The sequence below is a fragment of the Dolichospermum sp. LEGE 00240 genome (assembly GCF_015207875.1).
Classification (GTDB): domain Bacteria; phylum Cyanobacteriota; class Cyanobacteriia; order Cyanobacteriales; family Nostocaceae; genus Dolichospermum; species Dolichospermum gracile.
Map to the genome: position 1 here is coordinate 1 of NZ_JADEVZ010000095.1, position 14,790 is coordinate 14,790.

General features: G+C 39.6%; 11 protein-coding genes. 5 read left to right on the plus strand and 6 right to left on the minus strand.

Annotation, left to right across the window (positions count from 1 at the left end):
* Window positions 1-59: 59 nt before the first annotated feature.
* Complete coding sequence (gene argJ, locus IQ226_RS22185; RefSeq protein ID WP_193898995.1) at window positions 60-1,301, minus strand: bifunctional ornithine acetyltransferase/N-acetylglutamate synthase; 1,242 nt, start codon at window positions 1,299-1,301, stop codon at window positions 60-62.
* Window positions 1,302-1,834: 533 nt separating this feature from the next.
* On the minus strand, window positions 1,835-3,316 hold the full coding sequence (gene gatB / locus IQ226_RS22190; RefSeq protein WP_193898997.1) for an Asp-tRNA(Asn)/Glu-tRNA(Gln) amidotransferase subunit GatB: 1,482 nt from the start codon (window positions 3,314-3,316) through the stop codon (window positions 1,835-1,837).
* 520 nt (window positions 3,317-3,836) lie between these two features.
* Between gatB and IQ226_RS22195 the strand changes: the two genes are divergently transcribed.
* The gene (locus IQ226_RS22195) at window positions 3,837-4,937 is read left to right on the plus strand and encodes a serine/threonine-protein kinase (protein ID WP_193898999.1); all 1,101 of its coding nucleotides are present in this window, start codon (window positions 3,837-3,839) and stop codon (window positions 4,935-4,937) included.
* 82 nt (window positions 4,938-5,019) lie between these two features.
* Here the strand turns inward: IQ226_RS22195 and ctpC are convergent, their stop codons facing one another.
* Window positions 5,020-6,303, minus strand: coding sequence for a carboxyl-terminal processing protease CtpC (gene ctpC / locus IQ226_RS22200; RefSeq protein WP_193899013.1), 1,284 nt, complete (start codon window positions 6,301-6,303; stop codon window positions 5,020-5,022).
* A gap of 703 nt (window positions 6,304-7,006) precedes the next feature.
* On the opposite strand from ctpC, the gene IQ226_RS22205 reads away from it, so the two are divergent.
* Window positions 7,007-7,660 carry a hypothetical protein gene (locus IQ226_RS22205; RefSeq protein WP_193899001.1) on the plus strand — a complete coding sequence of 218 codons (654 nt, stop codon included), beginning with the start codon at window positions 7,007-7,009 and terminating at the stop codon, window positions 7,658-7,660.
* A 201-nt stretch (window positions 7,661-7,861) separates the two neighbouring features.
* On the opposite strand, the gene IQ226_RS22210 is transcribed toward IQ226_RS22205, so the two are convergent.
* A complete protein-coding gene (locus IQ226_RS22210; RefSeq protein ID WP_193899003.1) occupies window positions 7,862-8,746 on the minus strand; it encodes a CoA-binding protein in 885 nt (294 codons plus the stop codon).
* 53 nt (window positions 8,747-8,799) lie between these two features.
* Window positions 8,800-10,035: an ATP-grasp domain-containing protein gene (locus IQ226_RS22215; protein WP_193899005.1), complete on the minus strand. Its 1,236-nt coding sequence runs from the start codon at window positions 10,033-10,035 to the stop codon at window positions 8,800-8,802.
* A 392-nt stretch (window positions 10,036-10,427) separates the two neighbouring features.
* On the opposite strand from IQ226_RS22215, the gene IQ226_RS22220 reads away from it, so the two are divergent.
* The 3 genes from IQ226_RS22220 to IQ226_RS22230 all read left to right on the plus strand — a co-directional run bounded on the left by IQ226_RS22220 (window position 10,428) and on the right by IQ226_RS22230 (window position 13,776).
* A complete protein-coding gene (locus IQ226_RS22220; RefSeq protein ID WP_193899007.1) occupies window positions 10,428-12,305 on the plus strand; it encodes a hypothetical protein in 1,878 nt (625 codons plus the stop codon).
* A gap of 227 nt (window positions 12,306-12,532) precedes the next feature.
* Window positions 12,533-13,132, plus strand: a complete 600-nt coding sequence (gene recR / locus IQ226_RS22225) for a recombination mediator RecR (protein WP_096669736.1) — start codon at window positions 12,533-12,535, stop codon at window positions 13,130-13,132.
* A 23-nt stretch (window positions 13,133-13,155) separates the two neighbouring features.
* On the plus strand, window positions 13,156-13,776 hold the full coding sequence (locus IQ226_RS22230; protein ID WP_193899009.1) for a hypothetical protein: 621 nt from the start codon (window positions 13,156-13,158) through the stop codon (window positions 13,774-13,776).
* Between the two features lie 471 nt (window positions 13,777-14,247).
* Here the strand turns inward: IQ226_RS22230 and IQ226_RS22235 are convergent, their stop codons facing one another.
* Complete coding sequence (locus IQ226_RS22235) at window positions 14,248-14,625, minus strand: GxxExxY protein (protein ID WP_193899011.1); 378 nt, start codon at window positions 14,623-14,625, stop codon at window positions 14,248-14,250.
* Window positions 14,626-14,790: the final 165 nt, after the last annotated feature.

Consider the following 14,790-nt stretch of genomic DNA (forward strand, 5'->3'; position numbering starts at 1 on the left):
CGGGGAAACCCCAATCAAGGGCGGGGAAACCCCGCCCCTACGCAGCAAGGCTGATTTTTTTAGGTCGTATATTCAGCGTTAATTTTCACATAATCATAACTCAGGTCACAACCCCAAGCCTGACCTGTGCCATGACCATTACCAACACCAACGGAAATTAATACTGTGTCTGATTGCAGATATTCACCATGAGCGGCTGCTTTTAAATATGCACTAGCCGCTGCTTTATCAAAGGGTAAAGGTTGACCATTTTCAAATAGTAAAATATCCCCTAATTTAATAGAGAGGTTTTCCTGTTCAAACCGGACTCCAGCCCGACCAGCAGCCGCCGCAATCCGTCCCCAATTAGGATCATGACCGAAAATGGCGGCTTTGACTAAAGATGACCCGGCAATGGTTTTGGCGATTTGACGGGCTGCTAATTCATCATGAGCGCCACTGACTTGGACTTCTATTAAACAAGTTGCCCCTTCGCCATCACGAGCGATCGCTTTCGCTAAATGCTGACATACATAAGTTAACATGGCTTCTAGCTTCTGTGCCTCTACTCCCATTTCGGTAATTGCTGGGGTGCGAGATTGACCGTTTGCTAAGGCAATTAAACAATCATTTGTACTTGTGTCACCGTCAACTGTGATCGAATTAAAGCTTCTATCTGCTGCTCTGGTTAACATTTGTTGCCAAAGCGTCGAAGAGACTGCTGCATCACAGGTAACAAAGGCTAACATTGTCGCCATGTTGGGGTGAATCATGCCTGAACCTTTCGCAATTCCACCAATTCGCACCGGACGGTCATGGATAATGGTTTCTAAGGCGATGGATTTGGTGACTAAATCTGTGGTGACTATTGCTCCTGCGGCTGCGTCTGAGCCTGTTTCTGATAGTTCTGCGACTACTTTGGGGATACCACCCCGCAATATATCCATTTTAATCCGTTGACCAATTACGCCGGTGGAAGCTAATAAAATGGATTCTGGGCTAATACCCAATTCTTTACCTAATAAGTCTGCACATTCTTGAGCATCTTTAATGCCTTGTTCACCTGTTGCGGCGTTGGCTTGTCCTGCATTACAAAGTATGGCTCTCGCGCTATGTTTCCCTTGTAATACTTGACGACAGTAATCTACACAAGCTGCTTTAACTTGGCTAGTGGTGAATACACCAGCAGCGATCGCTTCCACATCTGATACAATTAGGGCTAAATCTGGTAATCCCGAAGCTTTCAGTCCTGCTGTAATTCCCGCTGCTTTATACCCCCGCGCTGCTGTCACACCACCAGTAATTATTTGCCAATCTGCCATAATTCTGCTCACAATTATTTATATCGCGTTTGCTGTTTAATTACTTTCCGCCTCTGGTTTGATCTCAGCGTCCAGTATTTATGTCTATAAGTGAGTTTATCTGTTGATGACAATCTTTTTTTAATCACGAAAATTAAACCCACAATAAATAAAAGAGAGCCACTTGGATAGCTCTCTAAAATCATCAGGGTGCATTTACTTAGCACGTTATATGATTCTAGCACCAAGGGGTCAAACCCCCTATTTTTTATTTTTGTCAGTTGTCAGTTGTCAGTTGTCAGTTGTCCGTTGTCCGTTGTCCGTTGTCAGTTGTCCGTTGTCAGTTGTCCGTTGTCCGTTGTTACCCATTACCTATTACCTATTCCCTATTACCTATTCCCTGTTCCCTATTCCCTATTCCCTATTCCCTATTCCCTATTCCCTATTCCCTATTCCCTATATAAAGAAAGAGAGCCAATCTAAACTAGCTCTCCCGATAATCAAGTTGCGTCTTATTATCACACTATACCATGACTGGGGTGAGGGGTGTCACCCTACATTGGTGCATTGAGTTTCTCTTCTACCAATTGATTGGTAAGTTTGGGTTCTGCGCGTTTATCGGTTTTTTTCAGGACTTGTCCCACGAAAAAGCCTTTGAGATTGGTGTTACCTTTGCGGTATTTTTCGACTTGTTGAGCATTAGCGGCGATGATCTCATCAATAATCGGTTCAAGAATGGTACGATCTGAAATGAGTTCTTGACCGGCAAAAGCCTCTTCTGGAGAAACTCCATTGAGTAAATCTGTGAGTTTTTCCTTAGCTTGGGCATTACTGATTTTACCATTTTCAATGCGGGTAATCACATCCGCCAGGTTAACAGCAGTCAGTTTAATTTCCGAAATGGTGAGTTTTTGTTTGTTTAAGTAGCCAGCGATATCTTGAGTAATCCAGTTAGCCGCAGATTTAGGATTTGCTCCTTTAGATATCGCACTTTCAAAATAGTCCGCAACTGGTTTATCCTCAGTTAAGACCCGCGTATCATAAGCAGACAGTCCCAACTCATTTTCATAATAATGGCGTTTGTTTGCAGGTAGTTGGGGTAATTCACTTAACCATGAATCCAATTCAGCTTGGGTGACTTCAATGGGTGCTAAATCAGGTTCAGGAAAATAACGATAATCACTAGAACCTTCTTTCACCCGCATACTACTGGTACGTTGCGAACCTTCTTCCCAAAGCCGAGTTTCTTGAACAATCTTTTCTCCTGATTCAATGGCGGCGATTTGGCGTTCAATTTCATAATCAATCGCTTTTTGAATCGCACTAAAGGAGTTCATATTCTTAATTTCCACCTTAGTGCCAAATTTCTCTTGTCCCACCGGACGGACAGAAATATTTACATCACAACGCAGAGATCCTTCTTGCATATTCCCATCACTGACACCAAGATAGCGGACAATCCGCCGTAGTTCTTGGGCATATTCCGCCGCTTCTTGTCCTGTCCGCAAATCTGGTTCAGAAACAATTTCTACCAAGGGAATCCCCGCCCGGTTATAATCTACGAGAGAATAGGTAGAACCGGAAAGCCTTTCACTCCCCGCGTGGACGAGTTTCCCCGCATCCTCTTCCATGTGTAAACGAGTGATACCAATGCGTTTGCGGCTGGGGTTTCCCGCATCATCTACCAATTCAATTTCTATCCAACCATGTTCAGCTATGGGTAAATCATATTGAGAAATTTGGTAATTTTTGGGTAAATCAGGATAAAAATATTGTTTGCGGTCAAATTTACTATACCGAGCGATTTGACAATTTAGCGCCAAACCAGTTTTCACGGCGTATTCAAGAACTTTGGCGTTGAGTACGGGGAGAACTCCTGGTAAACCCATACAGACAGGATCAATGTTAGTATTGGGGTCAGCACCAAAGGCTGTGGAACTGTTGGAGAAAATTTTGGTGTTGGTGCTGAGTTGACAATGGGTTTCTAAGCCAATAATCGCTTCATATTCAGTTTTTACGGGTGTGGCTGTGGTCATATCCAAATTTTACAGTTTTTCTGATTTGGTACTATTTTAACGGTTTTGTGTTGATATTAAGGGTAGGGCGCTATTGATTCAGGAAGTATGAGAGGGGGTAATGATCTCTTATAGCGTTTCCTAGTCTAATGAGGGACAAAATTATCTGTGTTCATCTGCGTTTATCTGCGTTTAATTCTGACTTCCTGTACCTCACTTGCATGGGAATTGCTATAAGAGCTAAGGTATGGAAATTCATAACTACTTTTTTGCAAAGCACAAGGCACAATAAGGATAAGTATCATTTATTTTAATTATGGCTTGCTGATAGCGTGGCGATCGCCATATAAACCAAAAACCTAGATATATGAAGAGTTTTCGGGTTGAAAAAGGTGAATTAGGTGCAAGGAATAAGCGCTGAAACCGTTCATTTACCTATCACTTTCTCAAATTTGAGACTATTGCTTCTTCCTTCTTCCTTCTTCCTCCTGACTCCTGACTCCTAGCCCTCACGAAAAGATTTTGTCAGCAAACCCTAATTATGAGTTATTGTCTTAATCCCCATTGTTCTCAGCCAAAAAACACTGACGATGTTAAGTTTTGTCAAACCTGTGGCACAAAACTACTCTTAAAAGAACGATACCGTGCTATTAAACCTATCGGACAAGGTGGTTTTGGGAGAACCTTTCTCGCTGTAGATGAGGATAAACCCTCAAAGCCACCCTGTGTAATTAAACAATTCTTCCCCCAAGCTCAAGGGACAAATACGGTACAAAAGGCGATAGAGTTATTTAACCAAGAGGCTGTTCAATTGGATGAATTGGGGCAACATTCCCAAATTCCTGCCCTGTTGGCATATTGTAGCCAAGATGACAGACAGTATTTGGTTCAGGAATTTATTGATGGACTGAATTTATACCAAGAATTAGAACAAAATGGGGCTTTCAATGAAACGCAAATTCGGCAATTACTGAATGATTTATTGTCAGTGCTGCAATTTTGTCATGGTAAACAAGTTATACATCGAGATATTAAACCAGAAAATATCATTCGTCGTCATAAAGATAATAAATTAGTTATAGTTGATTTTGGAGCAGCCAAATCCGCCACAGGAACAGCCCTAAATCGCACGGGAACAAGTATAGGTAGCCCTGAGTATGTTGCCCCGGAACAAATGCGTGGAAAGGCACTTTTCGCCAGTGATATCTATAGTTTAGGGGTAACTTGTATTAATCTATTAACAGAGCGATCGCCCTTCGACTCCTACGATACCCATAACGCAGCTTGGATCTGGGGACAATATCTCAAAACTCCTGTGAGTCCAGAATTGAGTCGAATCATTAACAAAATGGTAGAAACCATCCCCAGTCACCGCTACCAAACAGTTGATGAAGTGATTAAAGATTTGAATTTTCAACCATCATCTTTACCTCCCAAACAAATAACTCCACCCCCGTCTCCACCTCCTGCTGTGGTTAAAAATTCGAGTCAAATTGAGAAAGAATTACAAGAACTAAAAACTCAATTTACAGGTGGTAAACCCCAACCCAAAAACGTTAATTCTCCACCACAATCTCCTAGCAATAATCCCATAGATAAAGAATTAGAAGAAATGAAAGCCAAGTTTCTGAATAATGAGTAAGTAGGGGTTGCTGAAAAAATTGTCTGTGAGGGCAGGGAACAGGCAAAAGCTGTAGGGGTGAGATTTCTCCACCCTCAATCAATTAATTTTTTCTAATTGTATTGGTGTTGCCAGTAGCTTGTTTACCTAATAATTCCACAGCTTTAGCAAATTGAGGATCTTCAAAAGTCCCTAATTTATCCCTTCCACCTAACCATAAATCTTGACGTTGGGCATCAGTCAGTTCTACTTTTACATCTGGATCAATACCATGTTTATTAATATCTTTCCCGCTGGGAGTATGATATTTAGCAATAGTTACAGCCAAACCAGCCCCAGATTTTAAAGGTTGTACAGACTGGACTAAACCTTTACCAAAAGTCTGATTTCCTACTAAAGTCGCTCGTTTATTATCTTGCAATGCCCCGGAAAGAATTTCACTAGCACTAGCTGAACCCTTATCTACTAATATTATCAAAGGTTTATCAGTCAAAGCCATGCCATTGGCAACTTGTTTATCCTGTGTACCTTGACGGTCAATAGTAAACACAATTGTGCCTTTATTGATCCACATTTGAGCAATTTCTATACTCGCGTATAGCAGTCCTCCAGGATTACTACGTAAATCTAGAATATAACCAGAAACCTTTTTAGCTTCTAACTTTTCAATAGCATTTTTCATTTCCTTGCTGGCATTGGCGCTGAATTGATTCAAGCGAATATAACCAAGATTTCCCGCTGGGGTTTTCTTTTCTGAAAAGCGGACGGGATGAATTTCAATCCGCGTTCGTTGAATATTAAATTGTTTTTTCTGACCATTCCGCAAAATTGTCAGCTTCACCTTGCTACCTGATTCTCCCCGAATGAGGGATACCGCTTCATTGGTGTCCATGCCTTTGGTACTTTTACCATCAATCTCCAGAATAACATCTTTAGCTAAAATCCCGGCTTTAAATGCGGGTGTATCCTCAATCGGGGCGATAACAATTAGTTGTTTTGTTTTTGCATCTTGACTGATGGTGATACCAATACCTGTAAGTTCTCCAGAGGTATCAACTTGCATATTTTTGAATTCTTCTGGGTCCATGAACCGGGTGTAGGGGTCTTCTAGCTTTTTCAGCATTTCCCGGACAGACTTATAGGCTGATTTATCATCAGTATAGGACTTGCTTAAATATTCCTTGCGTACAGCTTGCCAATCCACCTGATTAAAGGTACCATCTACATATCGGTAGTAAATAATTTGCCAGACTTCATCTATCAAATCCTTGTGACTATCTTTAAATGAAGCCTTGCCAATTGAGTGAATACCCAAACCAGTAACAGCAATTGTAGAAAGCGTTACCACCGTAGCACTCAAAACCAGTTTACTTTTTGTAATTACCATAATGGCGGCCGTGTCAGGGGAAAAAATATATATCAAGTATGCCCAATCTAACACAGCGATCGCTAATTGGTAATTGATAGTTGTCACTCATCACCGTAACATTGGCAATTCCCACTCCCTGGGGATATTAAGAGACTTCCAAATAAAAAAATGTCCCAAAACTGATGCAAAAATTCTCTCTCTGTGTACTCTGTGCCTCTGTGGTTCGTTTCTTGGGATAATTTATTTCTGGGAAGTCTCTAACTGAATGAAAACAATACCAGAGCGATCGCTCCCTAATGAGGCAGTGTCTGTTTTAACCTTTAAAGAATGGTACTAACAACAGTTAATACAATACATTTTAACTATTAAACGGAGTCAACAAAAAACTAGAGTTTAGTACCTGCATAAATAAGAACCTATGTCAAAGAAAATAAAAGGTTCTTCGGTACTTGTTATGCTATTGAGAGAAGGGAACTCTTAAGAGAAGGAATGTCAGATATTAATGACTTTAAAGACTTAATAATTTGGCAAAAGGGATGGATATTGCTCAAAGATGCTATTTCCTCACTAAAATTTTTCCCAAAGATGAGCTGTATGGTATGGTTTAATCGTAACTGTTCACACTCCCCCCTATCTTTAACGAGAGATCAAGGGTTTCGATAATTTTAGAGGACGGGAGTGAATAACTACGTTCCCTCGTAAATAAAAATAGGAACAATTAATGAATAAGAGATGCTTACGACAAGCCAAGCTACAACTATTTATCTTAGGATTCAGTTTAATAACTTTGACTGCTAATGAATTATCAGTATTAGCCCAGACTCGACAGCCCACAAATACAGAACTAAGAAAATTACGTCAAGAACTTCAGCAACATATTATTAGATTAACTAAAAACAATACTGTAGGCACTGGACATCTTCAAGATAGCCGTACTCAAGTAGAAAAGAACACAAGAGAATCCTTTGTACGTGCTTGGTCAAAGACAGAACCAGAATTAGCACCTTTCTTTGGTCGGTGGGTGGGATACGAAAATAGTAGTCATATTTATCCATCAAATAGTAAGGGTCGTGTTTGTGTTGTTGAAACAGCTGAAGGTTCTGGTCGTTTAACTACTGGTGTTTTCTCTAATGGAGTTATCAAAACCAATATTGGAGAAGTGCTATTCAAAGAAGGAAATTATTATTTAGGATCAGCATTGCTCAAAAATGGCAGATTTGTCAGCAATAATGGTGAGATTCCTTTACATAGTCCCAGACCTGTTGAATCACTAAGTGGATTACTTGAAAATATATTTGAAGCATCAGAAAAAAATCAAATTTCTCAACAATTTAAAGCTGCTGGTTGTACTTCTAGTATCGTGCGGAGTAAGTAATTTTTTTGCATTACTATATCACGCATATCCCTACTTGTACATACCCTGCAAACTCTTGAAAGTGGGGGGGAGAGTGAAAAACTACCAGAAATTTCTGTATTGCTTTCCTGTTCCCTCTCCTCAATATGAAATTTATTTTGTCGGACTACTTGTAAGCTGTTAGACCGTCAGGAGATAGCGTTAACAGTTTTCATGTAAAAACTAAGATATTGCCATTTTTTTGAGTAGTTCGGGAATTTGAGCGGGACTGTTAGCAACGGGAATTTTGGCGGCCTCAAAAGCAGCCAATTTACTTTCTACTGTCCCAAAAGTTGCCGAACGTCCAATTACAGTCGCTAAAGTCCCTGTTTGTTGCCAATTTCGCGCTGGTGGTGCGTGTCTACCGGCAATATAGGCAATTACAGGTTTGTCAATTGCTTCTGTAATATATTGTGCTGCTGCTTCTTCACTGCCCCCACCAGGCTGTCCGATTAAAACAATCGCTTCTGTGGTTTCGTCTTCATCGAGAATTTGTAACCATTGCAGGAATGAAGAACCAACAATAGCGTCACTACCAATACTGACACTAATTGATTGACCTAAACTCGCTTTTGTTAATTCCCATGCAACTTCATAAGTGAGGGTACTGCTACGACTAACAATGCCCACAGAACCAGGGAGATAAAATTCGCTAGGTTGAGTACCTAGGAGAATTTTTCCCGGAACGATAATTCCTGGACTATTTGGGCCAATAATTAAGGTCTCGCAGGCTTCTGTTTTGCGAAGGAGTTGTACCATGTCCAGTGGTGGAACACCGGCGGTAGTAATAATAACTTGGGGGATATTAGAGGCGATCGCTTCTAATGCTGCATCCAAAACTTGATAAGGTTGAACACAAATAATTGTGGTGTCAATCTGTCCAAATTTGACCACAACCTCCTCTACCAAGTCAAATACTGGCAAATTATATATTTTTTGTCCACCATAACCAGGATTGACAGCAGCTACTAAATTTGTGCCATAAGCTTGCATTTGAGCAATATGGGTTGGGGAAATAAATTCACAAAATCCCTGGATTAAAACTTTACTTTCTGGTGTTAAGTTCATGGTTTATCAGTTGTCAGTTGTCAGTTGTAATTGGTAAAAATATTGCCTCTTGCCTATTGCCTTTTTTTTGTCATCGGGGTTTTTGTTAAACGAACTGCTTCCTTGACTGCTTCATCTAAATTTTCTACAACTATTAGCAATTGATCAGCGGTTTTCCGTGCGGCTAATTCTTTTCTGACATGATTGAATTCCGAACCAGCTAAACGGAGGATTAACCAAGGAAAATTCAATGGTTGCTGACTTTTATTACCATTAGAGGCCGACACCCCAGATGTGATTTTGCTTCTGTCCGAATGGAGAAATTGGGTAATAATTTCTGGGAGTTGGTCAACTTGCGGAATAGTCCCCAAAAAGTTGACTAAAATGACTTGAGTATTCTGATCATTGACCAAATTTGTCAAACTATTAATGAGGCGATCGCTAAAAGTAGTCTGTGTTGTATCACTCATGAAAGTATGGCGCAAATTGACACATTTACCAGGATGACCATGAGCATTAACAACCTCATCCAATGTTGTTAAAACAGAACCTTTACCATTGCCTATGATGCAGATTTTACCCTGCATTTCTATCCCATCCCACCTACTCAACAAACCGTTATTTTTTTTATTACCATGAAGAAGACCAACCATTTTGGCGGCCATATCGGCTATTTCAGGATGACGGTTAATAGCCTGTTTATTAACACTGATCTTACCATTAAGAGCCATCACTTGACCCGCCGAGTTCACACCCAGGGGATGAATCTCCACCAAATCCAAATCCTTTTGGACAAATAACTGGTACATTTTCTCCACAATATCACTCACAGTCTGGATTAACGCCCCCTGTAAGCCCATTTTTAAAGCCAGCCGTCTGGCATAAAATGGAGAAAATTCCTGTTCTACGACAACGTGCTGAAATTTTTCTCCCGCTGTCTCCCACTCAATATTTGCTTCTGTACAACCCAATAAAACGGGACGACACAGCGCAGTATCTAAAACTACAGCTAAATAAAACTCCTTCTGGGCATCATATTTTGATTCTGCCAATAAAACTTCTGGCAGTTGCCCCCAAATTGGTAGATTAAATATATTCTGTGCTGTAGCGATCGCATCAATCGTGGTTTCTACAACTCTAACTCCACCCGCCTTTTCCCTTTCCCCCGCCTGCACCTGAGATTTCAGCACAATCGGGTAACGAATTTTTAACCGTTTTAAATCTGTAGGATGGTCTATTCTTTGAGATGGTAAAACAGGAATCCCAACTTTACCAAACCACTCTTTAACTTGGTACTCCAATAAATCCATTGAGATACACCTTGTATTAACAAGTCCAACGCGCTTTCTCTGATGCTATCTGATATTTTACCCAATACCAAAAATTATAAAATTTGGTTTTGCTTAACATTGGATTGTCTCATTTATAATCTAGCTGTATAAAAAAATAGAAGTCTAAATCAATACCCTAGTACCCCAAGGCGGAAGTCAAAAGTCAAAAGTCAAAATGAATACAGTATAGGCTTTTGGAGGATTTAGAATGGTTGGTTTATTTACGCTGCTTTGTACTAGACTGTGTTCTTCGTGACAAATTTAACCTTCTGCTAGAAACTGATTCTATAAGATGTAAAACTAGGATTTGCATCCCATCCCCAGTACCTTCGATAATCAAAACTATATAGAAAGAGTGGCGGTAACGCTTTATGAAAGCAACAGTTCAAAAAGAGGATCTCAAAGTTTTAGGCGATATCTTACAAGAAAGATTAGTCGCCGAAGTGCTTGCTGGTAAGGAATTCCAGGTAAAATGCGCCGTCCAAAATGATGAATTAATGATTTTAACTCAACACCCTGCTGAGGTCACGGTTAATACACAGCAAGTTTTTGAGGTGTTAGAACAAGCACTACAATGGCAATTTAGCTACCAAACCCAACGGGTACGATTTTTCTTGAGAATTTCTGGAGAAAAGCGTCCCTACACTCAACACTTCCTAGATTTTCAGATTCCCAGCATAGACACAGATAGGGAAAGTGAATATGGTTTTCAGATTCCCAGCATAGACACAGATAGGGAAACGGTGGAAATAGGACGTGAGAGAGACTCTTTCTTCCTTAATTCTGATCTGCAAACGCCATCATCTCCAGTTACAGAAACGGAACAAGCACCTGTTGCTGATTCATTTTTCTCTAATTCCGCAGAATCTTTTTCAGACTATTTACTGCCAGACTCAAATCTATCTGGGGATGAATCTGAGACAATGGAGGATATTGAAGGAAATTTTGATCCCTTTGGGAATATTTCAGAACAACCCAAAAAAAGACAGCTATCACTATCACTTCCCCCCTTACCGATGATGATTGGTGCGGCTGTAGTAATTGCCGTTCTTTCCGGTGGTGGTGCATTCTTTCTCCATCGTGGTTGTGTAATTTCGGAATGTAAAGAATTGCAAACAGCCCAGCAGTTTAAAAATGAGTATCAGCAGCAGATCAAACGGACCAAATCAGAAAGAGACTTATTAACAGTGCAACAACAACTAGATGTGGTAGTTGCCGATTTGCAAAAAATTCCTCAGTGGTCTCCCCGTTATCAAGACTCTCAGCTATTAGTTAATAGTTTTTCTGAACAGTCAACGAAAATCAACCAGGTGCTAAAAGCCTTACAAATGGCATCTTCAGCCCAAAAAACAACCCAAACTCCTCCTCAGAGTTTAGATGAGTTACGTAATAGACAAAAGTTGTGGAGACAGGCAATCACCTCATTAGAGATAATTAAGCCGAGTCATGAACTTTATGGATTGGTAAAAGCTAACTTACCAAGTTATCAAAATACTTTAAAAAGTGTTAATGATCAGTTACTCAAAGAAGAAACCTGGTTACAGAAAATCGCCAATGCCACAACTCTCGCAGCAGCCGCTACTAAACGTCAAATCACGGCTAAATCTGCCCCTGAATGGCAAAAGGTAGAATCTGATTTCCAGACAGCAATTAGTACCCTCAAAATTATTCCTATAGGTAGTTTAGGATCTGAGGATGCCCGCAAGCTGTTGGCAGAATACCAACTAAAAATTATTGTCGCCCGCGATCGCGCCAAAAAAGAACAATTAGCAGCCACATCCTATCAACAGGCTATGAAAGCCGCTAGTCAAGCCAAAATCTATGGTAATCAAAATCAATGGCAAAGTGCGGTTAAGTCTTGGGAACAGGCTGTAGAAAGTGCTAAACAAGTGGGTCAAGATACTTTCTATTTCAATCAAGCTAAACCCCTGATTGAAACCTATACGGCATCACTGAAACAGGCACAAGAACAATTCCAAATCTATGGGGATTTAACTCAAACCCGCGTTGAGCTAAAAAGCACTTGTACAAATACCATTAGAATTTGTACTTTTAGTATTGAGAATCAGAAAATTAGTGTCCGCTTAACTCCTGAGTATGACAGATTATTCCAAGCTAATAATCCACAAATACAAAGTCACTTCCAAAGCTTGAAAGATGCTCTCAAAGCCATTAGTCAAAATGCTCAACTTCCTGTATTTATCTATAATTCCCAAGGACAGGAAAGGTATATGCGGCAACCACAGTAGGGGTAGGGGAGAAATTTTCTTTCTCTCTTTTCTTCGTCCTCCCGACTCCTCTCTTACTGTGAAAATTGACTACGATTGGCCGCGACTTTGCTGCTCATGGGGGAAACCCCCAAGACCGCGCTGCCTCGCCTTTGCGTGAGACTAAAATTCATACCCTTAATCAGCAACGCCCTCATTTTAACTTTGAGATGAGATGATTGTAAAATAGAAAAAAGCCCGGAGGTAGAATTACGGTTTACGCACGTCCCCTAGCCAAATTAATAGAACAATTGCAACGGCTACCCGGAGTTGGTCCCAAAAGCGCCCAACGTTTAGCTTTGCACATCTTAAAAAGACCAGAAGCAGAGGTAGAAGCCTTAGCTCAAGCACTCATTGACGCGAAAAAACAAGTAGGTTTATGTAAAGTTTGTTTTCACCTTTCCTCAGATCCAGTCTGTGAAATTTGTCGTCACCCTCAGCGAGATAATACAACTATTTGCGTAGTTGCAGATTCCCGTGATGTAATTGCTTTGGAAAAAACCCGTGAATATAAAGGTAAATATCATGTTTTAGGTGGCGTAATTTCCCCTATGGATGGTATTGGACCTGAACAGTTAAATATTCAACCTTTAGTGAGAAGAGTCAGCGAACAAAAACCCCAAGAGGTGATTTTAGCCATTAGTCCCAGTATCGAAGGAGAAACCACAACATTATATATCGGTCAATTACTAAAACCATTTACAAAAGTCACCCGCATTGCTTTTGGTTTACCTGTCGGTGGTGATTTAGAATATGCTGATGAATTAACTTTAGCAAGAGCATTAGAAGGACGGAGAGAACTAGATTAAAAGTAGCAAATTTGATTACCAAAATGTTTTTTACCAACTCCCTAGAAAATCAACTGCAAGAGTGGAATAATACCATTAACATTCAGCCAAATAATGTTAATGCTTATGTTCGTCGCGGCATGGTTTATTTTAAATTAGGAAAAATTGCCGCATCAATTCAAGATTTTGATCATGCAGAAAAGTTAGATATTCAAATTACTCCCTATCTGTGGCAACGAGGATTATCTTATTATTATGCAGAACGATTTGCTGAAGGTGCAAAACAGTTTGAAATAGATTTAACTGTTAATGCTCAAGATGTGGAAGAAACTGTCTGGAGATATCTTTGCATAGCTAGATTATCCGGTGTGACAGAAGCTCGTAATTCTTTATTACCAGTGAAAAATGATCCGCGAAAAATCATGAAATCTATCTATGATTTATTTGCAGGTAATTGTACAACAGATGATGTTTTGAATGTGGGAAAATTGGCAGGATTAAAAGGTAAGTTTTACGGTCATCTTTATTTGGGTTTATATTATGAAGCTGAGAATAATTTGCCGTTAGCGCAGGAATATATAGTTAAAGCGGCTGATGAGTATAAAATTGATGATTATATGTGGTATTTAGCCGTAGTACATAAGCAGTTAAGGGAATGGGAGTAATATATGAAATTTATTATTATATATCTTAATAAACGGTCAGAATCACGGATTATACGGATTAAAGGATTTCACGGATTTTATTTTATGTATTCCTATAATAGATCACTTATACTATAACAGATCAATAAATCCGTGCAATCTGTGTAATCCGTTTAATCCGCGTTCAGGATTTTATTTTATGTATTACTATAACAGATCAATAAATCCGTGCAATCTGTGTAATCCGTTTAATCCGCGTTCAGGATTTTATTTTATGTATTACTATAACAGATCAATAAATCCGTGCAATCTGTGTAATCCGTCTAATCCGCGTTCAGGATTTTATTTTATGTATTACTATAACAGATCAATAAATCCGTGCAATCTGTGTAATCCGTCTAATCCGCGTTCAGGATTTTATTTTATGTATTACTATAACAGATCAATTAATCCGCGCCATCTGTGTAATCCGTTTAATCCGTGTTCAGATGTTTATGTTTTTATTAATCTTTTAAATTGTACGCTTTCACTACCAAAATTAATCAATAATCCAACTTCTAATTTATATACTTTGAGATAATTTAATGCTTGGGCAAAGTGGACATCTTCTAGTTGTTTGGTGGCTTTTAATTCGACTAATATTTTTTCTTCTACTACAAAATCAGCGCGGCGTGTTCCAATAGGTTCGGGTAAGTTTTTGTAATAGATTTGTTGTTCAATTTCTCTGGCAAAATTTAAGCCGGCTTGATGGAATTCATAGGCTAGGGCGCGTTGATAAATTACTTCTTGAAAGCCGTTACCTAGAAATTTATGGACTTCAAAGGATGCACCGATTATTTTTTTGGTAATGTCTTCGTATTTTAAACTCATACAGGATCACGGATTATACGGATTACAGGATTTCACGGATTTTCATTGTCTATTACTATAACAGATAACCTAATCCGCGCAATCTGTGTAATCCATTTAATCCGCGTTTAGCCTTTTTATTTAATAAACGGTCAGAATCACGGATTATACGGATTAAAGGATTTC